The sequence below is a fragment of the Rhizobium sp. Leaf262 genome (genome assembly GCF_001422245.1).
Taxonomy (GTDB): domain Bacteria; phylum Pseudomonadota; class Alphaproteobacteria; order Rhizobiales; family Rhizobiaceae; genus Agrobacterium.
Map to the genome: position 1 here is coordinate 75,753 of NZ_LMMM01000019.1, position 20,533 is coordinate 96,285.

16 protein-coding genes and 1 tRNA gene are annotated in these 20,533 nt (G+C 58.0%); 10 read left to right on the forward strand and 7 right to left on the reverse strand.

Annotated elements, in window-relative coordinates; translation table 11 throughout:
- Positions 1-227 precede the first annotated feature (227 nt).
- From ASF29_RS20340 to ASF29_RS20360, 5 genes are all read left to right on the forward strand, one after another.
- Positions 228-1,955 (forward strand): hypothetical protein, encoded by a 1,728-nt coding sequence (locus ASF29_RS20340; protein WP_244473614.1) that lies wholly within the window; start codon positions 228-230, stop codon positions 1,953-1,955.
- Positions 1,956-2,192: 237 nt separating this feature from the next.
- On the forward strand, positions 2,193-2,465 hold the full coding sequence (locus ASF29_RS20345) for a hypothetical protein (RefSeq protein ID WP_062452496.1): 273 nt from the start codon (positions 2,193-2,195) through the stop codon (positions 2,463-2,465).
- Positions 2,466-2,472: 7 nt separating this feature from the next.
- Positions 2,473-3,810, forward strand: coding sequence for a hypothetical protein (locus ASF29_RS20350; protein ID WP_062452497.1), 1,338 nt, complete (start codon positions 2,473-2,475; stop codon positions 3,808-3,810).
- 620 nt (positions 3,811-4,430) lie between these two features.
- Positions 4,431-5,078 (forward strand): hypothetical protein, encoded by a 648-nt coding sequence (locus ASF29_RS20355; RefSeq protein WP_062452498.1) that lies wholly within the window; start codon positions 4,431-4,433, stop codon positions 5,076-5,078.
- Between the two features lie 11 nt (positions 5,079-5,089).
- Entirely contained in the window at positions 5,090-5,308 is a 219-nt protein-coding gene (locus tag ASF29_RS20360) for a hypothetical protein (RefSeq protein WP_062452499.1), read from the forward strand.
- Between the two features lie 444 nt (positions 5,309-5,752).
- On the opposite strand, the gene ASF29_RS20370 is transcribed toward ASF29_RS20360, so the two are convergent.
- The 3 genes from ASF29_RS20370 to ASF29_RS20380 all read right to left on the reverse strand — a co-directional run bounded on the left by ASF29_RS20370 (position 5,753) and on the right by ASF29_RS20380 (position 8,171).
- Entirely contained in the window at positions 5,753-5,986 is a 234-nt protein-coding gene (locus ASF29_RS20370; protein WP_156462764.1) for a hypothetical protein, read from the reverse strand.
- A gap of 381 nt (positions 5,987-6,367) precedes the next feature.
- On the reverse strand, positions 6,368-7,993 hold the full coding sequence (locus ASF29_RS20375) for a site-specific integrase (RefSeq protein ID WP_062452502.1): 1,626 nt from the start codon (positions 7,991-7,993) through the stop codon (positions 6,368-6,370).
- An 87-nt stretch (positions 7,994-8,080) separates the two neighbouring features.
- Positions 8,081-8,171 (reverse strand) — tRNA-Ser (locus ASF29_RS20380).
- Positions 8,172-8,769: 598 nt separating this feature from the next.
- Between ASF29_RS20380 and ASF29_RS20385 the strand changes: the two genes are divergently transcribed.
- Together ASF29_RS20385 and ASF29_RS20390 are read left to right on the forward strand one after the other, a co-directional pair.
- Entirely contained in the window at positions 8,770-9,804 is a 1,035-nt protein-coding gene (locus tag ASF29_RS20385) for a porin (protein ID WP_062452503.1), read from the forward strand.
- Positions 9,805-10,232: 428 nt separating this feature from the next.
- Positions 10,233-11,138, forward strand: a complete 906-nt coding sequence (locus ASF29_RS20390; protein ID WP_348271313.1) for a porin — start codon at positions 10,233-10,235, stop codon at positions 11,136-11,138.
- 162 nt (positions 11,139-11,300) lie between these two features.
- Here ASF29_RS20390 and ASF29_RS20395 read toward each other — a convergent pair whose 3' ends face one another.
- Positions 11,301-13,376 (reverse strand): lytic transglycosylase domain-containing protein, encoded by a 2,076-nt coding sequence (locus tag ASF29_RS20395; RefSeq protein ID WP_062452633.1) that lies wholly within the window; start codon positions 13,374-13,376, stop codon positions 11,301-11,303.
- Between the two features lie 384 nt (positions 13,377-13,760).
- Here ASF29_RS20395 and dapA point away from each other — a divergent pair, with 384 nt between their 5' ends.
- Both dapA and smpB read left to right on the forward strand, forming a co-directional pair.
- Positions 13,761-14,645: a 4-hydroxy-tetrahydrodipicolinate synthase gene (dapA, locus tag ASF29_RS20400; RefSeq protein WP_062452634.1), complete on the forward strand. Its 885-nt coding sequence runs from the start codon at positions 13,761-13,763 to the stop codon at positions 14,643-14,645.
- Positions 14,646-14,754: 109 nt separating this feature from the next.
- Positions 14,755-15,237 (forward strand): SsrA-binding protein SmpB, encoded by a 483-nt coding sequence (gene smpB, locus ASF29_RS20405; protein ID WP_062452504.1) that lies wholly within the window; start codon positions 14,755-14,757, stop codon positions 15,235-15,237.
- Between the two features lie 60 nt (positions 15,238-15,297).
- On the opposite strand, the gene ASF29_RS20410 is transcribed toward smpB, so the two are convergent.
- From ASF29_RS20410 to ASF29_RS20420, 3 genes are all read right to left on the reverse strand, one after another.
- Complete coding sequence (locus ASF29_RS20410; RefSeq protein WP_062452505.1) at positions 15,298-17,334, reverse strand: GAF domain-containing protein; 2,037 nt, start codon at positions 17,332-17,334, stop codon at positions 15,298-15,300.
- A gap of 241 nt (positions 17,335-17,575) precedes the next feature.
- The gene (locus ASF29_RS20415; RefSeq protein WP_062452506.1) at positions 17,576-19,072 is read right to left on the reverse strand and encodes a globin-coupled sensor protein; all 1,497 of its coding nucleotides are present in this window, start codon (positions 19,070-19,072) and stop codon (positions 17,576-17,578) included.
- 183 nt (positions 19,073-19,255) lie between these two features.
- Positions 19,256-19,828: an NYN domain-containing protein gene (locus ASF29_RS20420; RefSeq protein WP_062452507.1), complete on the reverse strand. Its 573-nt coding sequence runs from the start codon at positions 19,826-19,828 to the stop codon at positions 19,256-19,258.
- A 283-nt stretch (positions 19,829-20,111) separates the two neighbouring features.
- On the opposite strand from ASF29_RS20420, the gene rpoZ reads away from it, so the two are divergent.
- Positions 20,112-20,507 (forward strand): DNA-directed RNA polymerase subunit omega, encoded by a 396-nt coding sequence (gene rpoZ, locus ASF29_RS20425; protein WP_062452508.1) that lies wholly within the window; start codon positions 20,112-20,114, stop codon positions 20,505-20,507.
- The last annotated feature ends 26 nt before the right edge of the window (positions 20,508-20,533 follow it).

A 20,533-nucleotide genomic window follows, 5' to 3' on the forward strand; every position in this document is an offset into this window, starting at 1 on the left:
AAATAGGCTGTCTTTAATAACACCTGTCCCTCGGCTAATGTTTATAAATGCAAAGTGGCAGCTCAAATGCCGTAAGGTGATTGCGCGAGACTTGACGTAGACCCGTTATCGATCGACCATAGAAAAACCGCCATCAACGGGCTCGCAACCCTCCGGCGGTTTTTCACAAGGTGTTCCAGAATGTTGAACGACATCACTGACATTGTAAAGCCGCTGTTGACGGCAGTTTGAACCGGGGGGTCGGATATGACCCCTTCGACGTCGAGCCGAACTTTACCCTCCCAATCAAAAATGTTGACGAAGCCCCGCGTGGTCTGGGCAAACTCATCGCTGCTGCTGTCGATGCACTTGAGACGTCAGTCGCTAGACCGTCGCGCAAGACACACGACGACGTGATGGTGTCGAACACCGGCTGGGCCATGGACCCCGTGCGCTGGGCGCAGCGTCAGGCAGCGTCGGCGGAGCTTGAGCGGCAGACGGCGCGCATCGCCGACGCTCTGGCTGGGGCAGGAGTGAACGTCGTTCTCGACAGCGACGTCACGTTCGTCGGAGCAGTGACGGGCGTCGTTGAGAAGCAGCGCGTCTATCGCGCTTGCAGGTTCTTGCCGACCGTTGCCGCCCGCGACCGTCGCCCGACGGTGAACGGGTTGAAGCTTTTTATCAGCGGTCACAAGCATTCGAAATATTTTCGGTATGCCGTTATGACCTGCTCTGAGCCGGTTCCGTTCAGCGTGGCCCACAAGGGGGACATGCGCGCAGCGATCCAGGGACTGAACCGGCGCATTTCGAGGTGGGCCAGCAAGGCTCAGGAGAAGTGGGGCGTGAACGTTTTATATCGTGGCATCGAGTTCACGCGCGCGACGGCAGCGGAGCGTGACGCCGAAGCGCATGCTCGTGGACAGGCATCCGATTTGTCAGGACGATACAAGCCGCACACTGTACTCTACCATGTTCACGCCAATATTTTGTACTGGCCGACGCGTGTGATGAAGGACGAGGGCAAGAGTTGGACCGACTTCTTGCGCTCCACGCATAAAGCGACTGGTGCATGGTGGCGTGATAATGGCAAGATCGAAAAAGTCGAAGAACTGGTGAAATATTGTTCTAAGCCGAACGACACTCTGAAGTCGTCTGCGAAGGAACTGGTATGGCTGTACCAGGCCACTCAGCGGCTCAAGCTTTGCCAACCGCTCGGCGACTTCAAGGACTGGATGATGGCGCTTGAAGCGGCAGGCGAGAAGGTCGTGCGCGTCCATGTCGGACGCGGCGACGGCCGGCTGATGCGCGTGAAGAAGCGAAAGAAGGCGGACAAAGATTCGAACGACGAGAAGAAGAAAGATGGCGACGAATCCGACGGCGCGACCGACGTCAAGAAGAAGGCCCCGCCGTCAAACATGCTGCTCGGCATGACGCTGCCGCAATGGCGGCATACGCCATGGGCCGAGCCTCTCATCATGGTGCAGCGATACGATCCTTCGAAGACGTCCTTCGATAAGGTGAGCGGGGATATCGAGATTTGGAAGCGGGCTGCTCGTGAGATGTGGGATGAGAACTTCGGCCCAGAGCCGGAAGAAGCCTTGCGCGTGGCTCGAATGGCGCGTGAAGCCCAGATGTCGGAAGACGATATACGCGAAGCGGCGGAAGCCGCTGAAGCTTATATAGTCCACACATGTAGGCCAACTGTCCCGTCGGATGAGGAAATCGCGCTCGAAGATCTTGACGAGAACGTGGCGGACCTCGCCGCGCTCTTCGAAGGGGGTACGGTCGTCCGGCTGGGGTCTCGACCGCCCGCCGAGGACGACGAAATTCCGTTCGAAGCGCCCGCCGTCGTGGCGCGATGGACGAAAATGCGTGCGGACCTCGCCGCAAGCGAAGCCAGATGGGCTGAGTGGCGGGTATCTGCGGCCAATGTTCCGGGCCAGTGGTCGGAGCAAGGCTGCCGCATTGCGGCGTGACGTCGGTCAACCGTCGTCACCAAGGCATAACGCATCCCGCCGTTATGCCTCGTCGTCCGGGAGGACGGCGACAAGGCCCTGCCAGGCGCCGCGCGAGCGCCCCTCGGGAGAGGCTCCCGGCAGGGTCTCCCGGAAGGGCCGGTGCTAACGTCAGTTAGCAGTAGCCGGTTACTACCACTTGTCCCCCGTTCCGCCGGCGCTCACGATTCTTCCTCCAGCATTCACCGGGAGGATCACATGCGGGAACACATACGTCAGATACTCGTCTCCGTCACCGCGCTGCTGCCGACGAGCGAGACGCCCGCCACGCCGCTCGCCGTGACGTACGGCGGCAACCGCGTATACTGGAGCCCACAGGAGCTCGTGCTGGTCATGCCGGACATTGCGGGTGGCTCCGGGCAGTACGTCTATGCACTCGCGTCGGCGACGCCGCTCCCGGCTGACCTGTCCTTCGACAGCGCGACGGGGGCCATGACGACGGCGGTCGCCCGGATCATCGTGGTGAAGTGAGGGACGCATGGGCTATCAGTTCGTCCATCTCGAAAGCTTCTCCCGGAAGGGAGACGACAAGGGGCGCTCGGCAGCCTTCATATTCGCCGAGGCTCGCCGCGATCCTTTGGCGTCTTTTCACGTCGCGAATCCTGCGCCGCCGGTTGTCGTCTTCGGCGTCGGCGTCGCGGAGGTCGAAGCGCTTCACGATGCCGCCGCCGACGCCGCAAGGACCACGCCAAAGAAGGGCACGCCGCGCAAGCTTCGGCAAGACCACAAGACGCTCCATACGGTCATCGCCTCGCATCCATACACTATGGAGGAAGTCCGTGCGGACCCTGTGAAGCGGACTGAGGTCAAGGCGTGGGAAGCGCGAACAATCGGCTGGCTTCGTTCACAGTATGGCGTCGATCTCAAAAGCGTCGTCCGTCACGAGGACGAGTCCCACTATCATATCCACGCTTACGTCGTGCCGACCGACGATCCCGAGATGCGTGCCTTGCGACATCATCCAGGCGTCGTCGCGAAGCGTACGGCGATGGCCGCCGGTCCCAGCGACGGCGAGAATCCGAAAGCCCTCTCGAAGCGCGGCGACAGGGAGTACAAGGCAGCGATGCGCGCCTGGCAAGACGCCTACCACGAGACCGTCGGCGTTCCCTGCGGCCTCGCTCGTCTCGGTCCTCGGCGTCGGAATCTGCCGCGCGGCGAGTGGCAGCGGGAGACGGCCCAGGCCAAGGCGTTGCAAGCCGCTCTGGATCGCGCCGCTGCCGTGAACGAAAAAATAGAGGCGCACATCATTACGAAAAAGGCCGAGGTCGGGACACTGGTTTTGACGGCAACATCGGAAGCCGCTGCGCTGCGCGCCGAGGCCGACGCCGCGATGGCGGAAGCAGCTCAACGTCTCACAAAAGCAAAGACGGTTTCAGAGCACGCCAAGTCCGTGCATGACAAAGCCGTGGCTGAACAGCGAAAGGCGCGCTCCATGATGTCCCGCGCCCGCGCTGAAGCCGCCCGCGTCACGGCAGCAGCGGCTCGTCTCCAGCGCCTGCCCTCGATGCTGCGGACAGCAATCGACGGTTTCCTGCAGAGCCGTGTCGCTGACCGTATCCGCGCTGCCGTGGCCGTCGAGATGGATCGGCTGCGTAACCAAGCGTCGTCCGCCGACCGCCGTGCCGACGCCGCCGACAAGCAAGCCCGTGCCGCTGAGGCCGTCAGTAGGAAGGCAGAGGAGCGAGCCCGGACTTTTGAAAATGCACTCACGGAAACGGCTGCGCAGCGCGACGCCGCCCGTCGTGACGTGCAACGCCTCCGCCCGCCGAAGCCGGGGCCCGGTCTCGGCATGAGGCCGACGCCGGGGCACCGCTGAATTGCTGTATTGTCAACAATTACAGTCTATTAACCAGCGTCAACTTTCTTTCGAAACAGGGTAGAAATACCCTTGTGGAAATCACTGGAGGGCGTCATGGTGATCTCGTCAGCGCGACGGAAGACCTCTGCACACGCAGAGATATTCCTGACATGCTGGCCGTTCGTTCCCTCGTGGCACGTTCTCTGCAAACGCAGAGATGTACCGTTCTACATAGAGAATAGCGAATGCCTCTGCATACGCAGAGATTTCAGTCCACCGCCGTGTAGGCGGCTCTGAAGTATATGGATTGGGTCAATGGATTGATTTCCAGAGTTCCTAACTGTTAACCGCCGTGAAGGCGGATTGAAAGGGAGGCTCCGGCCTCCCTTTCTGCTTTCGACGCCGAGCGCGGCGTCTCTGGCTCCGGGACGCCCGGAGGCCGGAAACCTCCCGGAAACGTTGGATTCCAAAAATGAGGACGTCGGAAGTGGCCTTCTAAGCCCTTCGGCGAGACGTCGCCGTGTCCCAACCCATAGGAATCGGCGTTGAATCCTCCATCCGCCCACCGAGACGTTCGTTCGGATTTGCGTCGAATCCAGCCGGCGCGCATGCTTGTCGCAGGGGTTGGAGGCGTCGGCATGAGCATGGAATCGAAGGAACGGAAGCGACGTCGAACGTGCGTAGACGAACTGCGGCGCGATCTGGCTCGACGCCGCGAACGCCGAACTGACCCAGCGACGAAGACGCTTCTGCAACTTCTGACGCTGCTGTCTGCTGCGCTCGCTCTCATGCAGCCAGCCGAACCAGCGTTTGACATCGCTCCTCGTTCCCGACGCCGGACGCGGTATGACCCGCCGCAGGGATACGGGCTGGGCCGCGACGCCTGGGCTCGCGAGCGCGGGCTCGAACCGCAGCCGGACTCCGTACTCGCGACGTCGGAGACGCCCGTGGCACGCTTGCGGCCAGCTCTCAAGTCATGGCGGCGCCTAGTCCGCGAGCTAGACTCTCCATCGCCGCGGCGTCGCGAATCCGCTCGTGCTGCTCTCGAACATCGACTGCCGTCCCTTTGTCATGACTGGCTGCGCAGACAGGTCGCGAGCGAGGACCGCAGCCAACTGCGAATGCTCGGGGTTGGCGTGGGACCGGCGGAACTTGTGCAGCGCGCCATGATGGCGGCGCGTGTCGAGAGCGCCAATGAGCCGGAGGTGCTGCCGTCCCTGGCTCCCGCGATGGAGCTGGACGTCGAGGACGAAGACAACGCCGATCCGGGACTCGGCAAGCGATAGGAGATAACGTGATGATAGACGTAACGGAAAAAGAAACCGACGCCGGGGCGATTTTCGGTCATCTGACGTTGGGCCAGCGGCAACAACTCGCCGCGCTCGACGCCGCGTATGTCGATCTCTTGACGCCCGAGGTCGCCGACAAGAACGACATCGAGGCTCTGGCCGACGCCGTCGTCAAGCTCTACGACGAAATCGCCGGCGGGCGCCCGGCGCTCGAAAACCCGGACTGAAGGTCGAAATCCCAAAATGAGGACGCCGGAAACGGCCTTCTCGTGGCGTCTGGGCGACGTCACCGTATCCTAACCCGCCCAAATTCCGAGAAAATTACTCGTCACGAAAACCGGTTCGTACGAAGTTTGAGAGTATCACGGCCGCTTCGCATGAGAACGGAGCCTGATGGCCACGCTCTCTATTCTCTCTGGTAGATGCTGATGACGTAGTGATTTTCCTCTTCGTCGTGCTCTGCCCAGACGCTATCTTGGCACGCTCCGCAGCGGCTTTCGATATGCTCTTCTATCGCGTCTCTGAGTGATCCATGCTGCTCGTGATCCCAGTCCCTTAGCTCGCGTGTGAGCAGCCGAGGAATGACGCACGACTTGCACTTCGAACCGTGTGTCGACAGTGAGAAGATCGGATAGAGTATTTCAAGTTCGGTATGCATGCGATGTCTCCTGTTATGCTACCAGCCTGTCGAGTGCGCGGACGCCTAGCCGTTGGACGTCGCGTGCTATGGCCTTCCCGGCTCCGGGTAGGCGGGACCGGCGGGCAATCTTCTCGACGCCTGTCTTGCGCGACCGGACAGAGATCGTGGCGAGGTAAAAGAGGATGCCTCGCGCGTCTCTGTGCGTCGTCTCGGTAATGATGACGTCTACCGCCAGACCTTTGATCGTCGTCGTTGTTGTTTCCATGGAAATCCCCATAAATCATTGTTTTACAAAGTTTTTATAGCAGATTCCGACGGTTGAGCCCAGGATTACCCAAGCAGAGGACCAACGAAGATCTAACGACCGAAAGTCGGGCGTCTCGATGTGCGGCATCTCTCCTTGGCTCCGGGCGCGGCGGTAGGCGGGGGTTGACGTCAGCCGTGCGCGCATAGGCTCTTTCGAAGGGCATGTCCCGCAAGGGGGATGACCGCAGCCCCTCCGGGGCGTGAGAAGAGCGCGCACGTCGGACGTCACCGAGCGAGAAGGTTCCGCGACTATTCGGGAGTACCGGTCCGCGAAGCGGATCGACCAGAGACACGTGGCTCTGGTCGAAGGTGCGGAGAATCGTCGTGGAAAAGAGCGAGGCTACCCGCGCCGGGTCCCGGATTCGAGATACGGCGACAGGTCGAGGCCTTTGGGCAGTGGAAGGGCGGACAGTACCTCTATTTCGTCTGCGACGAGGACTTTCGAGCCGTAGTTCCTCGATACCGTCCCAAGCGCATGACCGATCTGAATATCATTCGTCCGGTCATCAACTCGTGCGAGTCGCATGATGTCTTTCGCTGTGTGTCGTGTGGAATGAAACACGACTTTTTGCGGTTCGTGAACACCGACTTTCTTGAGCATGTTGTTCATGCGCTTTGAAGCGGCGTCGGCTGGATCGGCGACACGTGTTTTTCCGTGATAGAAAGCGGCGGGAAATAGCCAGTCATCTGCTCTTCGGGACTGCGCATATTTTATGAACCCGACAGTCACGAAAATCTCGTGGATCGCGACCAGCCGCCGCGCGGCCCTGCTTTTTAGTTTCCGCTCGTCTGCCGTTCCATCTTCGTCGGTAATATCTGTGCGGAGATCGAGTATCCAATGTTTCGTGCCGCTATCGTCCTGCATCGGGTAAATATCTTTGCCTTGCAGGAAAATAAGTTCACCGATTCTGGCTCCGGTGATCGCTCCGAGCAGCGGCAGCCACCTCATCTCGGCGCGGCCTTGCGCCGCCGCATGCTTGAACCAACGGTTTAGTTCTTCGACCGTGAGCGGACGCCGTTCGGTAGACTCGCGCCCGGATATCGAAACCCTGGCGTCGGCCAGCGGCGAAGTGAAGTTGTGATGTGCCGCCATCTGTCGGAAGAAGATTTTCAAGGGGGAGAAATAATTCGTTTCGATTGTCGTCGCCGTCATCTTTTTGAACGGGATTTTTCGCTGGTCGTTGTAGTCGGCTGCCTGCTGGTGAGTCTTGCCCTTGAATTCCGGGCGCACACTTAAATTGGCTGGAACGCGGGTCAGCAGGCTGGACCATTTCTGAAATTCGAGAAAACCGTATTTGTTGATGGGCTTGTCGCCTGCAAACCGGATAAAATCGGAGATTCGATTGTAGTCTGTATCGACTTTCTTGCTGTCGATGTCGGTGTCCCTCCGTGCCTTCGTCCAGGTCTCAAGGCACTCGGATATGAGCGGTCGTGGCGGCCCGCCTTCGAGCGACATTTGCACTTTCTCCGCCAGTGCTGCCATTTGCGTCTGCATCAAGGTCAATGCATCGGCGGCGTCTTCCTGTCCCCTCTTCGGGAGGCTGCGCACTTTTTTCTCGATGGCCTGCATACCGTCCGCAAGCATCCCCAGTTGCGCACCGACCGGCTGTAGCAAGGTCATCGCGTCATTCTGTCCCGACAGCCGCGCCGACTGGACTTCGACGGCCAGCAACCGCTCCGATTTGTCTTGGTATTCTCGGAATTGCTCAAGCAGACCGTCAAGCTGCTGATGGAGTTCTGCGATGATCTCATCCCGGATGTCTGTCATGTCGCTGCCCCGCAATGCTCTTACGGTGATGAATAGCCTCTCGGCGTGACCGGAGAGTAAACGGGCTGCCCGCCGAGCGGACGATGCCGACATATTGCGGAGCGGAATTCGGATGGGCGTCCGTCCGATTCGCACTTGCAAGTCGGCTGGCACCGCGATCTGGAAACGAAAACCGGTCTTCCGGTGAGTGAGATACATCGATTCGCCGTCGTATTTTTGGGTATTCTCGTGGGTAGAGATTCCCGAAAAACGGCAAATTCTGAAGAAATATCAATGGGTTACATATGGCGGAGAGGATGGGATTCGAACCCACGATACGCTTTTGACGTATACTCCCTTAGCAGGGGAGCGCCTTCGACCACTCGGCCACCTCTCCGGTGCCGCCTGATTATTGCGTAAAAAAATCGAATGCAAGGCCTTTTCTATAAAGAGGCGAAAAAGAACCGTTTCCCCACCACCTTTTTCCAGGTCGCGTCATTTGTCTCAAAGGGAATCACCAAGCGTTTGGCTGCCACGTCGAAGAATCGCTTTGGCGCACCAGCGCGATTCTGTCGGGCACCCCGCGTCTTTTTCGCGGCGCTGCAGAATGGGACACGATTCTCGCTCTGCGCCGGAAGCCCGCAAACACCCCTATAAAGGCCTGTTTGCCACGATTCTGCCGCCTTGTGGCAAATCGGGCATCCTTCCGTTCCACCAATAAGTGACGGATTCCAAACCCTTTTTTTAACATCTCGTAAACCTTTTCAGACCCGCCGTGCCCAAATTGTGTTTTTTGAGCAACATGGTGAGGTGAAGCTCGTGTAGAAAGCCGTCATATTCATCATTGCCGATTGCAAGCACGTCAGCCTTTTGTATTTTCAGCAACGGAAGCGAGGCGGTGGATCGTCCGTTTTCGAGAACACGGGAATGGGGCAGGGAATGCTGTCCTTCAGCTTAAGAACCCAGACCCTTTTGAAACTTGACTGGAGGTCAACATGAACATCAAGAGCCTTTTGATCGGCTCCGCTGCAGCTCTCGCAGCAGTATCCGGCGCCCAGGCTGCTGACGCTATCGTCGCTGCTGAGCCTGAGCCCCTCGAATACGTTCGCGTTTGCGACGCTTTCGGCACTGGCACGTCTGACTGGGATTCCTTCACACGTACGCAGTTCAACATCGACACCAAGACCGACACCGAAGTTGGTGCAGTTCGCGGCTTCATCGAATTCCGTGGCGATGCTGACTACGACGGCGCTTCTGCCCTCAACATCCAGCAGGCATTCATCGAACTCGGCGGCCTGAAGGTCGGTAAGTTCTACAGCTGGTGGGACGACAGCCTTTCTGGTGAGACCGACTACCTCAACACTCAGGCTCTCTTCAACTCCATCCGTTACGTTTACGACGCAGGTTCTTTCTGGGCTGGCGTTTCGGTTGATGAGCTGGAAGGCTTCGGCGGCCTGACGCGCTCTGGCAACGTTCTCGTTGTTCCGACTGCGTTCCCAGGTTCTGAGCCAGAAAACAATGTTGGTATCGCTGCTGGCGTTGGTGCCAAGCTTGCTGGCGTTACTCTTCAGCTGATCGGCGGCTATGACGTTGACCGTGAAGAAGGCGCAGTTCGCCTCATCGGTACGGCTGACATCGGTCCTGGCACGCTTGGCTTGGCTGGTATCTACGCGTCTGGCGGTTCTGCATACTTCAACCGCTCTGAGTGGGTTGTTGCTGCTGAATACGCAATCAAGGCAACTGACAAGTTGACGATCACGCCAGCTGCTCAGTACTTCGGCAATGTTGCTGACGCTGCTCGCACAAACGGTCCTGCTCTTGCTATCACCAACGGTACGGCAATCTCCGCCAACTCGACGACTGTTCGTCGTGGTGACGAATGGTCGAGCCGCGATGCATGGACTGCCGGTGTAACGGTTGACTACAAAATCACCGACGGCCTTTCCACTAAGGTTACTGCAAACTACTACGACGAAGACGGACGTGGCGATCAGGTCACCGGTTTCGTTCGCCTGCAGCGTAACTTCTAATCATCTGACTTTTGTCAGTGATGGAAAACCCGGCTTTCGAGCCGGGTTTTTTTGTGTTGGCGTTGTGAGAAAAGTTTTGTTGCCTACGGTTCTCCTACGGGCTGGCATTAACAGTTGGGTAACACTCTCACGTTGCAAGCGCTAATTTGTAGCGAATTGGCAACAGCCCGGTATGAAGCAGCCTGCATTGTGACGAAATTGTTTCCTTCACGATTGCGCGAATCTCGCCTTTTCAGTTTAATCAATCACAGAGCAGCACAGCAATTTCTGCATTCCCACTGTTGCTTGAACCACTTTGACTGGAGGTCAACCATGAACATTAAGAGCCTTTTGATCGGCTCCGCTGCGGCTCTCGCAGCAGTATCCGGCGCCCAGGCTGCTGACGCTATCGTCGCTGCTGAGCCTGAGCCCCTCGAATACGTTCGCGTTTGCGACGCTTTCGGCACGGTCGCGACAAGTCCGGCACCTCTGACTGGAACTCGTTCACGCGTACGCAGTTCAACATTGACACCAAGACAGACACAGAACTCGGTGCAGTTCGTGGCTTCATCGAATTCCGTGGCGATGCTGACTACGACGGCGCTTCTGGTCTCAACATCCAGCAGTCGTTCATCGAGCTTGGCGGCCTGAAGGTTGGTAAGTTCTACAGCTGGTGGGATGACGATCTCTCGGGCGAAACTGACCTGCTTTCTTCGAACACGCTGTTCAACTCTGTTCGTTACACATACGATGCTGGTTCGTTCTGGGCTGGTATCTCGGTTGATGAACTTGAGAACAAAGACACTCAGCTCGTTCGCAGCAACGGCGGCGTATTCTCCCAGGAAACCGACAACAACGTCGGTATCACTGGCGGCGTTGGCGCAAAGTTCGGCGCAGCAACACTTCAGCTGATTGGTTCTTACGACGTCGATCAGGAAGAAGGCGCAATCCGTGCGTTGGTATTCGCTGATCTTGGACCAGGTACACTTGGTCTGTCTGGCGTTTGGGCTTCCGGTGGTAACGCATACTACGCTCTCTCTGAGTGGGCTGTTGCAGCCGAATACGCAATCAAGGCAACTGACAAGCTGACAATTACGCCTGCTGCTCAGTACCTCGGCAATGTTGCTGACGTAGTATCGTTGGCTGGTGTAGTTGACACGTCTTCTACAGCAATCACATCTGACGTGATCCGCCGTGGCGACAGCTGGTCGAACCGCGACGCTTGGACTGCCGGTGTAACGGTTGACTACAAGATCACACAGGGTCTGACCACAAAGGTAACAGCCAACTACTACGACGAAGACGATCGTGACGAGCAGTGGACTGGCTTCGTTCGCCTTCAGCGCGACTTCTAATCTGATTTGACCTCCGGTCAATGAGATGAGCCCGGCTTTCGAGCCGGGCTTTTTCGTTTCTGTGGCTTCGGGAAAATAGCTGTCTTTTTGAGCCTTACCGCGATGCAGAAATAAAAAAGCGCCGGTCTCTCGGCGCTTTTGGGTTCTTCGAAGGTGGACGGTCTATCCGGCTCGACCGTTTCGTAGGTCGGCGATGATATCTGCCTTTTCGCCGAGCCTTGTTTTGTAGACCTGGTAATTCTCCATCACCCTTTGCACATAGTTGCGGGTTTCTGGGAAGGGGATGCGTTCGATCCAGTCGACGACGTCATCGATGGGTTTGCCGCGCGGGTCGCCGTAGCGGCCGATCCATTCGGGGACGCGCTTGGGGCCAGCATTATAGGCGATAAAGGTCAGGATGTACGAGCCACCGAAACTGTCGATCTGTTCTCCGAGATAATGAGCGCCGAGTGTGGCGTTGTAGCCTGCGTCGGTCGTGAGTTTCGCCTGGGTGAAATCCATGCCGTGGCGGCTGGCGACGCCTTTGGCGGTGCCGGGTAGAAGTTGTAGCAGGCCACGCGCATTGGCGGGAGAGACGGCGGCGGGGTTGAAGGCGCTTTCCTGTCTGGCAATCGCATAGGCGAGCGCCTTGCCGGAGCCGGAAATATTTGCCGTGCCGGGTATGACGCCGATCGGATAGGCAAGAGCCGCCGCATCGATTCCACGGCTGAAGGCCGTCTTGCCGATCTGGAGCGAGACTTGGTGATTGTTGTTCTTTTCCGCACGTGCGGCGAGAATGGCAAGCTCGCCTGGGCTGTCCATCTGCTCGGCCAGAGCACGGTATAGGCTGTCGGCCCGCCAGCTGTAGCCTGCCGCTTCCAACCGTTCGATGGCGCGCACGGCTTCGCGTTCGGCAAAATGCTGACGGTCGTTGTCGCTCGGCGATGGGTAGGTCACGTTAATGGTCGTGGTGCCGATGCGCGCAGCAGCCAACTGGCCATAGAATGTGCCGGGATGGGCTGCGGCCTTGGTGAAGAACTCACGAGCGTTGCCCGGTCCACCGGCTTCTGCGGCGCGTCCCAGCCAGTAATAGGCGCGGGAGGCAGAAAGGGGACGATTCGAGGTTTCCAGCAGCAGATTGAAATGCTTGGCGGCATCGACGGGGTCTTGCAGCGCCCGCAGGGCGTACCAGCCAGCGTGGAACTCCGCATCGGCGATATCCACCGGCGATGTTGCCGAATGATCGGCGACGATGCGGTAGGCGTCCTTGAAATTCCCGAGGTCGGCAAGCCCGCGCGCAACGATGCGCCGCTCGTTCCACCATTCTCCGGGGTTGACGAGTTTGGCCTGCTCCTTGGGCGCTTGCGCCAGAAGCTTTGCCGCGTCGTCGTATTTTTGCTGATGGCGCAGGTTCTCGATGCGGGCGAAGAGGAAAGCCGGGTCGTTGCGGGCAGGGCCCGTGACGGCATTGAGCGCAGTTGCCGCATTCTTGGTGCGCTGAAGAACGGCGGCCCACGCGGTGTAGAGCGGCTGCGCGTTGCTGAGATCGCCGAAGCGTTTTGCCTGGCTGATGCGGCTGCGATACATCAGATAATCCATGCGCGCCTTGTGATCGGCGGCCGATAGGAAGCCGGGAAACTCATCGATGACCCGGTCTTCCAGCGCCGTGTCCAGGCCTTCGCTGACCCACAGCGTTTGAATGAGTTTGCGTGCCTGCGCCTCGTTACCGGTGGTCTGCTGCGCCTGTGCAAGGGCAATCGTGCCCTCCGGCGTTTCAGGCGCGCCGGTGGCGAAATAAGCAATCAGCTGTGCCGCAGGCGGACTTTCGCGCAGCATGGCGCGTTCCGCATTGGCACGGAAGGTGGCGGTACCCGGCCATCCCTTCAGCTCGCTCTGTGCTGTCGCGATTTCGCTGGAAGATACGTCTTTCTGCCCCGAAATAGCGATGGCCCAGGTGAGAATATGGCGGTCGAGATTGGTTGCGGGCAGAGAATTGCGAATGGCAATCGCCCGCAGCGCATCTCGGCTGGACAGCGCGTCGAGACCGGCCTTCAGGTCGGAAACGTCGAGCGGCGCATTGGGCCGGAGGATGGAGCCGGTCACCTCTGGTGTCGCTGGCATGAACGCGGGTATGGCGGGCGCGTCCGGCTTGGCAAAGGGCAGGGGTACGACGGAGCTTTCGGTCGCAGGGCCTGCCCATGCGCCCCACACCGTTGCGGCAAGACCCGCCATCGCCAAGCCTAAAGCTGCTTTCTTCATGCGTTCACTCGCGACGTTTGAACGGCCTTTTCGTGCCGCGACAGGTCGTCCTTCGCGCAGCACTTGAAAAAGGTTATCCGGTTTTGCGGCTCTTTGTGGTGCAGGTTTCATGCCCTCCATTAGCTGCTTTCAGCATTAACAGAACCTTAATCGCCCATGCCGCTGGTGATCAAATTTCGGTCAAAAAAGGCGTGATCGCACAACGGCATTGTCTTTTGCGGCCGTCGCCCTGTCGCTGTCATCGGCGGCGAAACAATTTGCGTTTCGCAGGCCAAAAGGCGTTGTTAACAGCTTGTCGGTAGCGTAGCCCCAATCTAATGTGACAAACGTTTTAACCATGGAATGCGGCTGAAGCATGAACTGGCTCGCCGCAAGGAGTTTTGCATGTTCAAGGGATCCATTCCCGCCCTCATTACGCCGTTCACCGCCGAAGGCGCTGTGGACGAAACGGCGTTTGCCGCCCATGTGGAGTGGCAGATAGCCGAAGGCAGCAGCGGCCTCGTGCCAGTCGGAACCACAGGGGAGTCTCCAACCCTGTCTCATGACGAGCATAAACGCGTCGTTGAACTGTGCGTGGAAACGGCGGGCAAACGGGTTCCGGTCATTGCCGGTGCTGGCTCCAACAACACCCGCGAAGCCATCGAGCTTGCTCTGCATGCGCAGGAAGTTGGTGCCGACGCGTTGCTGGTCGTCACGCCTTACTACAACAAGCCGACGCAGAAGGGTCTGTTTGCGCATTTCTCGGCCATTGCCGAGGCTGTCACGCTGCCCATCGTGATCTACAACATTCCGCCGCGTTCGGTCATCGACATGATGCCAGAAACGATGGGCGCGCTGGTCAAGGCGCATAAGAACATCGTCGGCGTGAAAGATGCGACCGGAAAGCTGGACCGTGTTTCGGAACAGCGCATCACCTGCGGACGTAATTTCGTCCAGCTCTCGGGCGAAGATGGCACGGCGCTTGGCTTCAACGCCCATGGCGGCGTCGGCTGCATTTCAGTCACCGCCAATGTCGCGCCGCGTCTGTGCGCAGAGTTTCAAGCTGCAATGCTGGCTGGAAACTATGCGCTGGCGCTGGATTATCAGGACCGCCTGATGCCTCTGCACAAGGCCATTTTCATGGAGCCCGGCGTTTGCGGCACCAAATATGCTCTGGCCCGCACCCGTAACGTCAACCGCACCGTCCGCTCGCCGCTGATGGATACGCTGGAGCCCGGTACGGAAGCCGCGATCGATGCGGCGCTGAAACATGCGGGCCTCATCAACTGAGACCGGTAAAGGTGCGCCGTGTCAGGCGCACCTTCACTTTTGGCAACTTTGTCACTACATAGATGCCGAGCCGCAGACAGTATGCGGGCGAATGAAAACGGATTGAGAAATGGCCCCCAAAGGCAGTCAGCGCGTGGTGAACAAGGTCGTTGCGGAAAACCGCAAGGCCCGCTTCAATTATGAAATCCTCGATACTTACGAGGCTGGCATCGTGTTGACCGGCACCGAGGTCAAATCCCTGCGCGACGGCAAGGCCAATATTGCCGAATCCTATGCGTCGGATGAGGGCAACGAAATCTGGTTGATCAATTCGCATCTGCCCGAATATCTACAGGCAAACCGGTTCAACCATGAGCCGCGCCGCCGCCGCAAACTGCTGTTGTCGAAGCGTGAAATCCACCGTATGCGCGTGGGCATCAACCGCGAAGGCATGACACTGGTGCCGCTGAAGATCTACTTCAACGACAAGGGCCGTGCGAAGCTGGAACTGGCGCTGGCCAAGGGCAAGAAACTGCACGACAAGCGCGAGACGGAAAAGGAACGCGACTGGAATCGCCAGAAATCGCGGATACTGAAGGGCGGCGCTGGCTAAGTCAGCACCGCGATACTCTGCTTGCGCAGCAAGCTGGCTATGCCGTTTTGCAGTCCAGCCTTATTCTCCCAGTTCCATGACCAGAGATAGCGGAGCGCGGAAGGTTGCGATCAGGCCCTTCGGCGTGAAGTTCTTCTCCACATCACCGGTCCCGGCAATGCCCATGCGGATCAGGCGAGAGCCAAATCCCCGGCGCTCTGGCTCATTGGCCGGTGGGCCGCCTTTTTCTTCCCACCTCAGGGTTAGAATAGGCTTTTCGGAATCGTCCGAAACGTGCCAACTGATATCGACCAACCCCGCTTCCGTGGACAGCGCGCCGTATTTGATGGCGTTCGTGCCCAGTTCATGCAGCAGAAGCGAAAGGGAGAGGCCCGCCTTGGGACCGAGCGGAACCTCCGGGCCGGACATGACCACCTTGCCGTCTCCCGCATGAAGATGCATCACCCTACCGATGACTTCCCGCAACCGTGCCGTCGACCATGATTGCTGCAGCAGAACGTCATGGGCTGAACTTAATGCGTGAAGACGACCGTTGAAGGCAGCCACGGCATCTTTCTCGGTCACGTTCCGCAGCGTCTGGGCCGCGATGGCCTGAACGATGGAAAGAGTGTTCTTGAGACGGTGGCTGAGTTCCTGATTGAGAACGCGTTGCTCGGACTCCGCGTTCAGCCTGGCGATGGCCGCATAGGCTCTGTCGGCCACGCCCCATGCGAAATCCAGTTCCAGCTTGCTCCAGAAACGGGGACGCGAATCGTGGGCGAAAAGAATGCCGACCAGCGCGCCCCGGTCGATGATGGGGACCTTGACGAAGGAGCGGACACCCATGGCCGCATAGGCTGCTGCATCGTCATCCAGCCAGCTGGCCGCATTGATGTTCGGCACGGCCAGCGTATCTCCGATTTCCAGACGCTTGATGGTCGCCTTGAATTCGTTGAGCGGCTGATGCCCTGCAATAGAGGTGGCACCGGGGGCCAGCCAGTTGAACTCGATGAACAGGCTGTCTGTCGCAATGTTCACCGAGGCGTAACCGGACCGGCTGACGCCGAGGCCTTCGGCCAGAATTTCGGAGGTGATGCGGGAAATGTCTTCGACCGTCTTTCCCACGCGCAATCTGTCGCCAAGCGTCAGAAGTGCGGCGATGCGGGCATCCTTGCGCTTGGAATCGGTGATGTCGATGACCACGCCGATCATCTTGACCGGCTTTCCGTTCTGATCCTCGACGAACTGGGCACGGCGTGCAACCCAACGGACACGCTGGTCGTTGCCGCGACGCACCCGGTACTCGACATTCAACTGGGCAGTCGCGCTGCCGCGTGTTGTCGTTTCGGAGGCGACCTTGCGATCTGCGTCGATGATGAGGTTCTGAAAGACCTGGGCTGTGTAGTTCGGCTGCTCCGGCACACCGAAGATGCGGCAAAACTCGTCCGAAACGATCATCTGATCGGTTTCGATGTCCACCTCGAATATTCCAATGCCACCAGCGTCATGCGCAGCTTTCGAGCGCGCATCGTCCAGCAGCAGCTTTTCGTTCTGGGCACCTACTTTCGTCGCGCGTATTTTTCTTTGAGCCGAAAGGCGACGTTCCAGAGCGAGGTCATAAGAGGCGGAATGCAGCGTGCGGCGCAACTCCAGCTGCGACATGACCTGACGGGAGAGTGCCTTCAAGGCGGATATCTGCGCCTGGCTCAACTCCTGCGGTTCATGGCCCAGCGCACAGACCGTGCCGATCGGAAAGCCGTCGTCGGACTTCAGCAAGGCGCCGGCATAAAACCGGATATGCGGCTCGCCGGTGACGAGGGGATTGCAGTTGAATCGCGGATCTTTCGTCGCATCGGGAACGACCATGACGTCGTGTTCGAGAATGGCGCGGGCGCAAAAGGAACTGTCCAGCGGCGTTTCCCGCACGCCCAGCCCGACCTCTGCCTTGAAAAACTGTCTGCCATCTCCGATCAGATTGACGACGGCAATGGGCGTGCCGCAGATCGTCGAAGCCAACTGTGCGATGTCATCGAAATCCTGCTCTCGCGGCGTATCCAGTACGTTATAGCTTTCAAGCGCGGCCAGGCGGCGCTCTTCTCTGGAATTTGAACCTTCCATGGGCCTTTTTAATCTGATGCTATGGTTGCCAGTTCGGCCCGAAGCAGCCGATCATTAGGAACATTTGATACAATATTTCCCAGCATTACCATAGAAAAAAGAAATGATTTGAAAAGCTTGGGAACAATTGCGTGACATGCTGCATCAGTTCGCGCAGAAAGCGAAAAGCGCCGCGAAACCGGTGTGGTTTGCAGCGCTTTTTGCGTATCTTTCCGTGAGGAAAAACCTGTTGGTCGGGACGTCAGGCTGCGCGATATGTCGGCTGACGGTAGCTCATGGATGTCTGGACGTTGAACCGGCTGACCAGCGTGGCAAGATTGCTGCTGATATCGCTGAGACCATGGGTCGCCGCGTTTGTTTCTTCGACCATGGCGGCGTTTTGCTGGGTCAATTGATCCATGCTGCTGATTGCAGAATTGATCTCCTGAATGCCCATCGCCTGTTCCTGCACGGCCTGTGTTATGGCGCCGATGTGATCCTGAATGTGATACACTTTACCGCCGATCGAATTCAAAGCTTCGCCGGTTCGGTTCACCAGTGACACGCCGTTTGCAACATCTTGCGATGACTTGTCGATCAGTCCGCGGATTTCCTTGGCGGCATTGGCAGAGCGTTGCGCCAGTTCGCGCACTTCCTGCGCCACAACGGCAAAGCCCTTACCGGCTTCACCCGCACGGGCCGCTTCGACGCCTGCATTCAAGGCCAGAAGGTTGGTCTGGAACGCGATTTCATCGATGACGCTGACGATCTGAGTGATTTTTTGCGAGGACTGCTCGATGGCACTCATGGCCTCCACCGCTTCGGTAACGATGTGGCGTGAGCGCTCGGCCTCGTCGGCTGAACTCTTGACGATGTCGTGAGCCTGCTCGGTGCGCTGGGCGGATTGTTTGGAGATCGTCGTGATCTGTTCGAGTGCTGCGGCTGTCTCTTCGAGGGATGCCGCCTGCTGCTCCGTGCGGCGAGCCATGTCGTCCGTGGACGCCGTCAGTTCACGCGTATTGGCGGAAATCTTTTGAGATTCTTCGATGATTTCGGAGAATGCGCCGGAGAGCTTGCTGACTGCCGTGTTGAAATTGGCTTTCAATCCATCGAACTCGGGGGCAAAGTCACCGTCCATCCGCGAGGACAAATCGCCCTGCGCCATGTGGTCCAGCGCGGTGTTGAGCAGAGAGAGAACCCGCTGCTGCTCCTGCTTCATGCGTTCCTGTTCCTGCTCGGATCTGGCGCGCTCTTCGGCAAGGGCTTCGAGATAGACGGAAATCGAATAATCGATATCGAGCAGGGCTGCCTTGACGGCGACGGTCATGTCCTTGGCAAGCTGCTTGCCTTTCTTTTCGACCATGAAGCCCTTCAGCTGCGAGCTGATGACGGCGTGGATGATGCCTTCCAGAATAAGAGCATAACCGCCGATATACCAGCGCGGCTCAAGCCCCAGTCGTGCATGGGTGCGACCGATGGCGGTGACGGCTGCCGTATAGTCACTGTCGAACGTCGCAGACGCGATGCGCGACCAGTGTTTGATCTGCATGCTCTTGGCATGCTGAATGTGCGCTTCGCTGCTAAAGAACTTGGCGGTATCTGGAACAGTGCGCGCTTTTTTATAAAACGTGTCCAACGATGCATCGAGGGAGGCCGTAATGGCGGGCTTCAAGGCGGCCAGACTGCGTTTTTGCTCGGGGCCAAGGCCGAGGAACTCGAGCCTTTCCGAAAGTTGATGGCCTGCCTGTTGTCCGCTCATTTTCAAAACCCCTGAAATTCCAGAACACGATCCCCATCGCGTCTTATCAAGGTGTAGAAAGCATTTTTATACTTAATTATTTACTAAAATTAGCCAACCGGATGTATAAATCCGAGAAATACATACAAAAACGCGAAGCTCTTTTGAGCTTCGCGCGGTGTATTTGGAGCGAGATGTAAACGTTTACTCGACCGATTCGGTATTTTCCACGACGCGGTGAGCGCGTTCGCTCGGATCGCGACCGATTTCCGCCTTCAAGGACAAGAGATCGATGAAGTGGTCCGCCTGGCGACGAAGGTCGTCGGCGATCATGGGTGGCTGCGTGGACATGGTCGAGATGACCGAGACCTTGCGGCCACGACGCTGCAGCGCATCGACCAGAGTGGTGAAATCGCCGTCGCCGGAGAATAGCACCAGATGGTCCACGGTTTCGGACTGCTCCATGGCATCGACTGCGAGCTCGATGTCCATGTTGCCCTTGATCTTGCGGCGGCCCATGGCGTCGGTGAATTCCTTGGCGGGCTTTGTCACAACCTTGTAACCATTATAGTCCAGCCAATCGATTAGCGGGCGGATCGAGGAATATTCCTGATCTTCGATCAACGCGGTGTAATAATAGGCGCGCAGCAGATATCCGCGCTTCTGGAAGGCCTTCAAAAGCTTGCGATAATCGATATCAAAGCCGAGGCTTTTTGAAGCAGCGTAGAGATTGGCCCCATCGATAAAGAGTGCAATTTTCTCACGTGGGTCGAACATAAAACCATATCCTTCCTAGGCGAACGGGCCGCCAATAATTTAATGAGTACGAGTTAGCGAATATGAGCGCTGTTTGCGGTACATTATTAAGCATTCATATAAGCGTCATGGTTCCGCAGTCCAGTCCCTTTCCTAGAATTATGTGCAAAGTTTAATCCAATTGACGGAATATGAGTTAAAACGTGCTTTGAACGTGGGCAGATCAGGAAAAACTTGAAATCTCTGGCCAATGCCTGTATCGGGACGGGTAATCCGCGACATATAAGACCGCAAAGGACAGGCAATGGCCCGTGTCACCGTAGAAGATTGCATTGATAAAGTAGACAACCGTTTCGAGCTTGTTCTGCTCGCCAGCCACCGTGCGCGCCAGATTTCTCAAGGGTCGCAGATTACGATCGATCGTGACAACGACAAGAATCCGGTCGTCGCCCTGCGCGAAATCGCCGACGAAACGCTGTCGCCTGACGACCTCAAGGAAGATCTGATCCACTCGCTGCAGAAGCATGTGGAAGTGGACGAGCCAGAGCCCGATCCGGTCTCGATTGCTGCCGCAGGTTCTTCCGCCGACGCAGAAGACGACGATGCGCCAGAAAGCATCAACTTCGACCAGATGTCAGAAGAAGATCTTCTGGCCGGTATCGAAGGCCTTGTGCCGCCGGAAAAGAACGACGATTATTGATTTATCGACATGCGACCGGGCAGGGT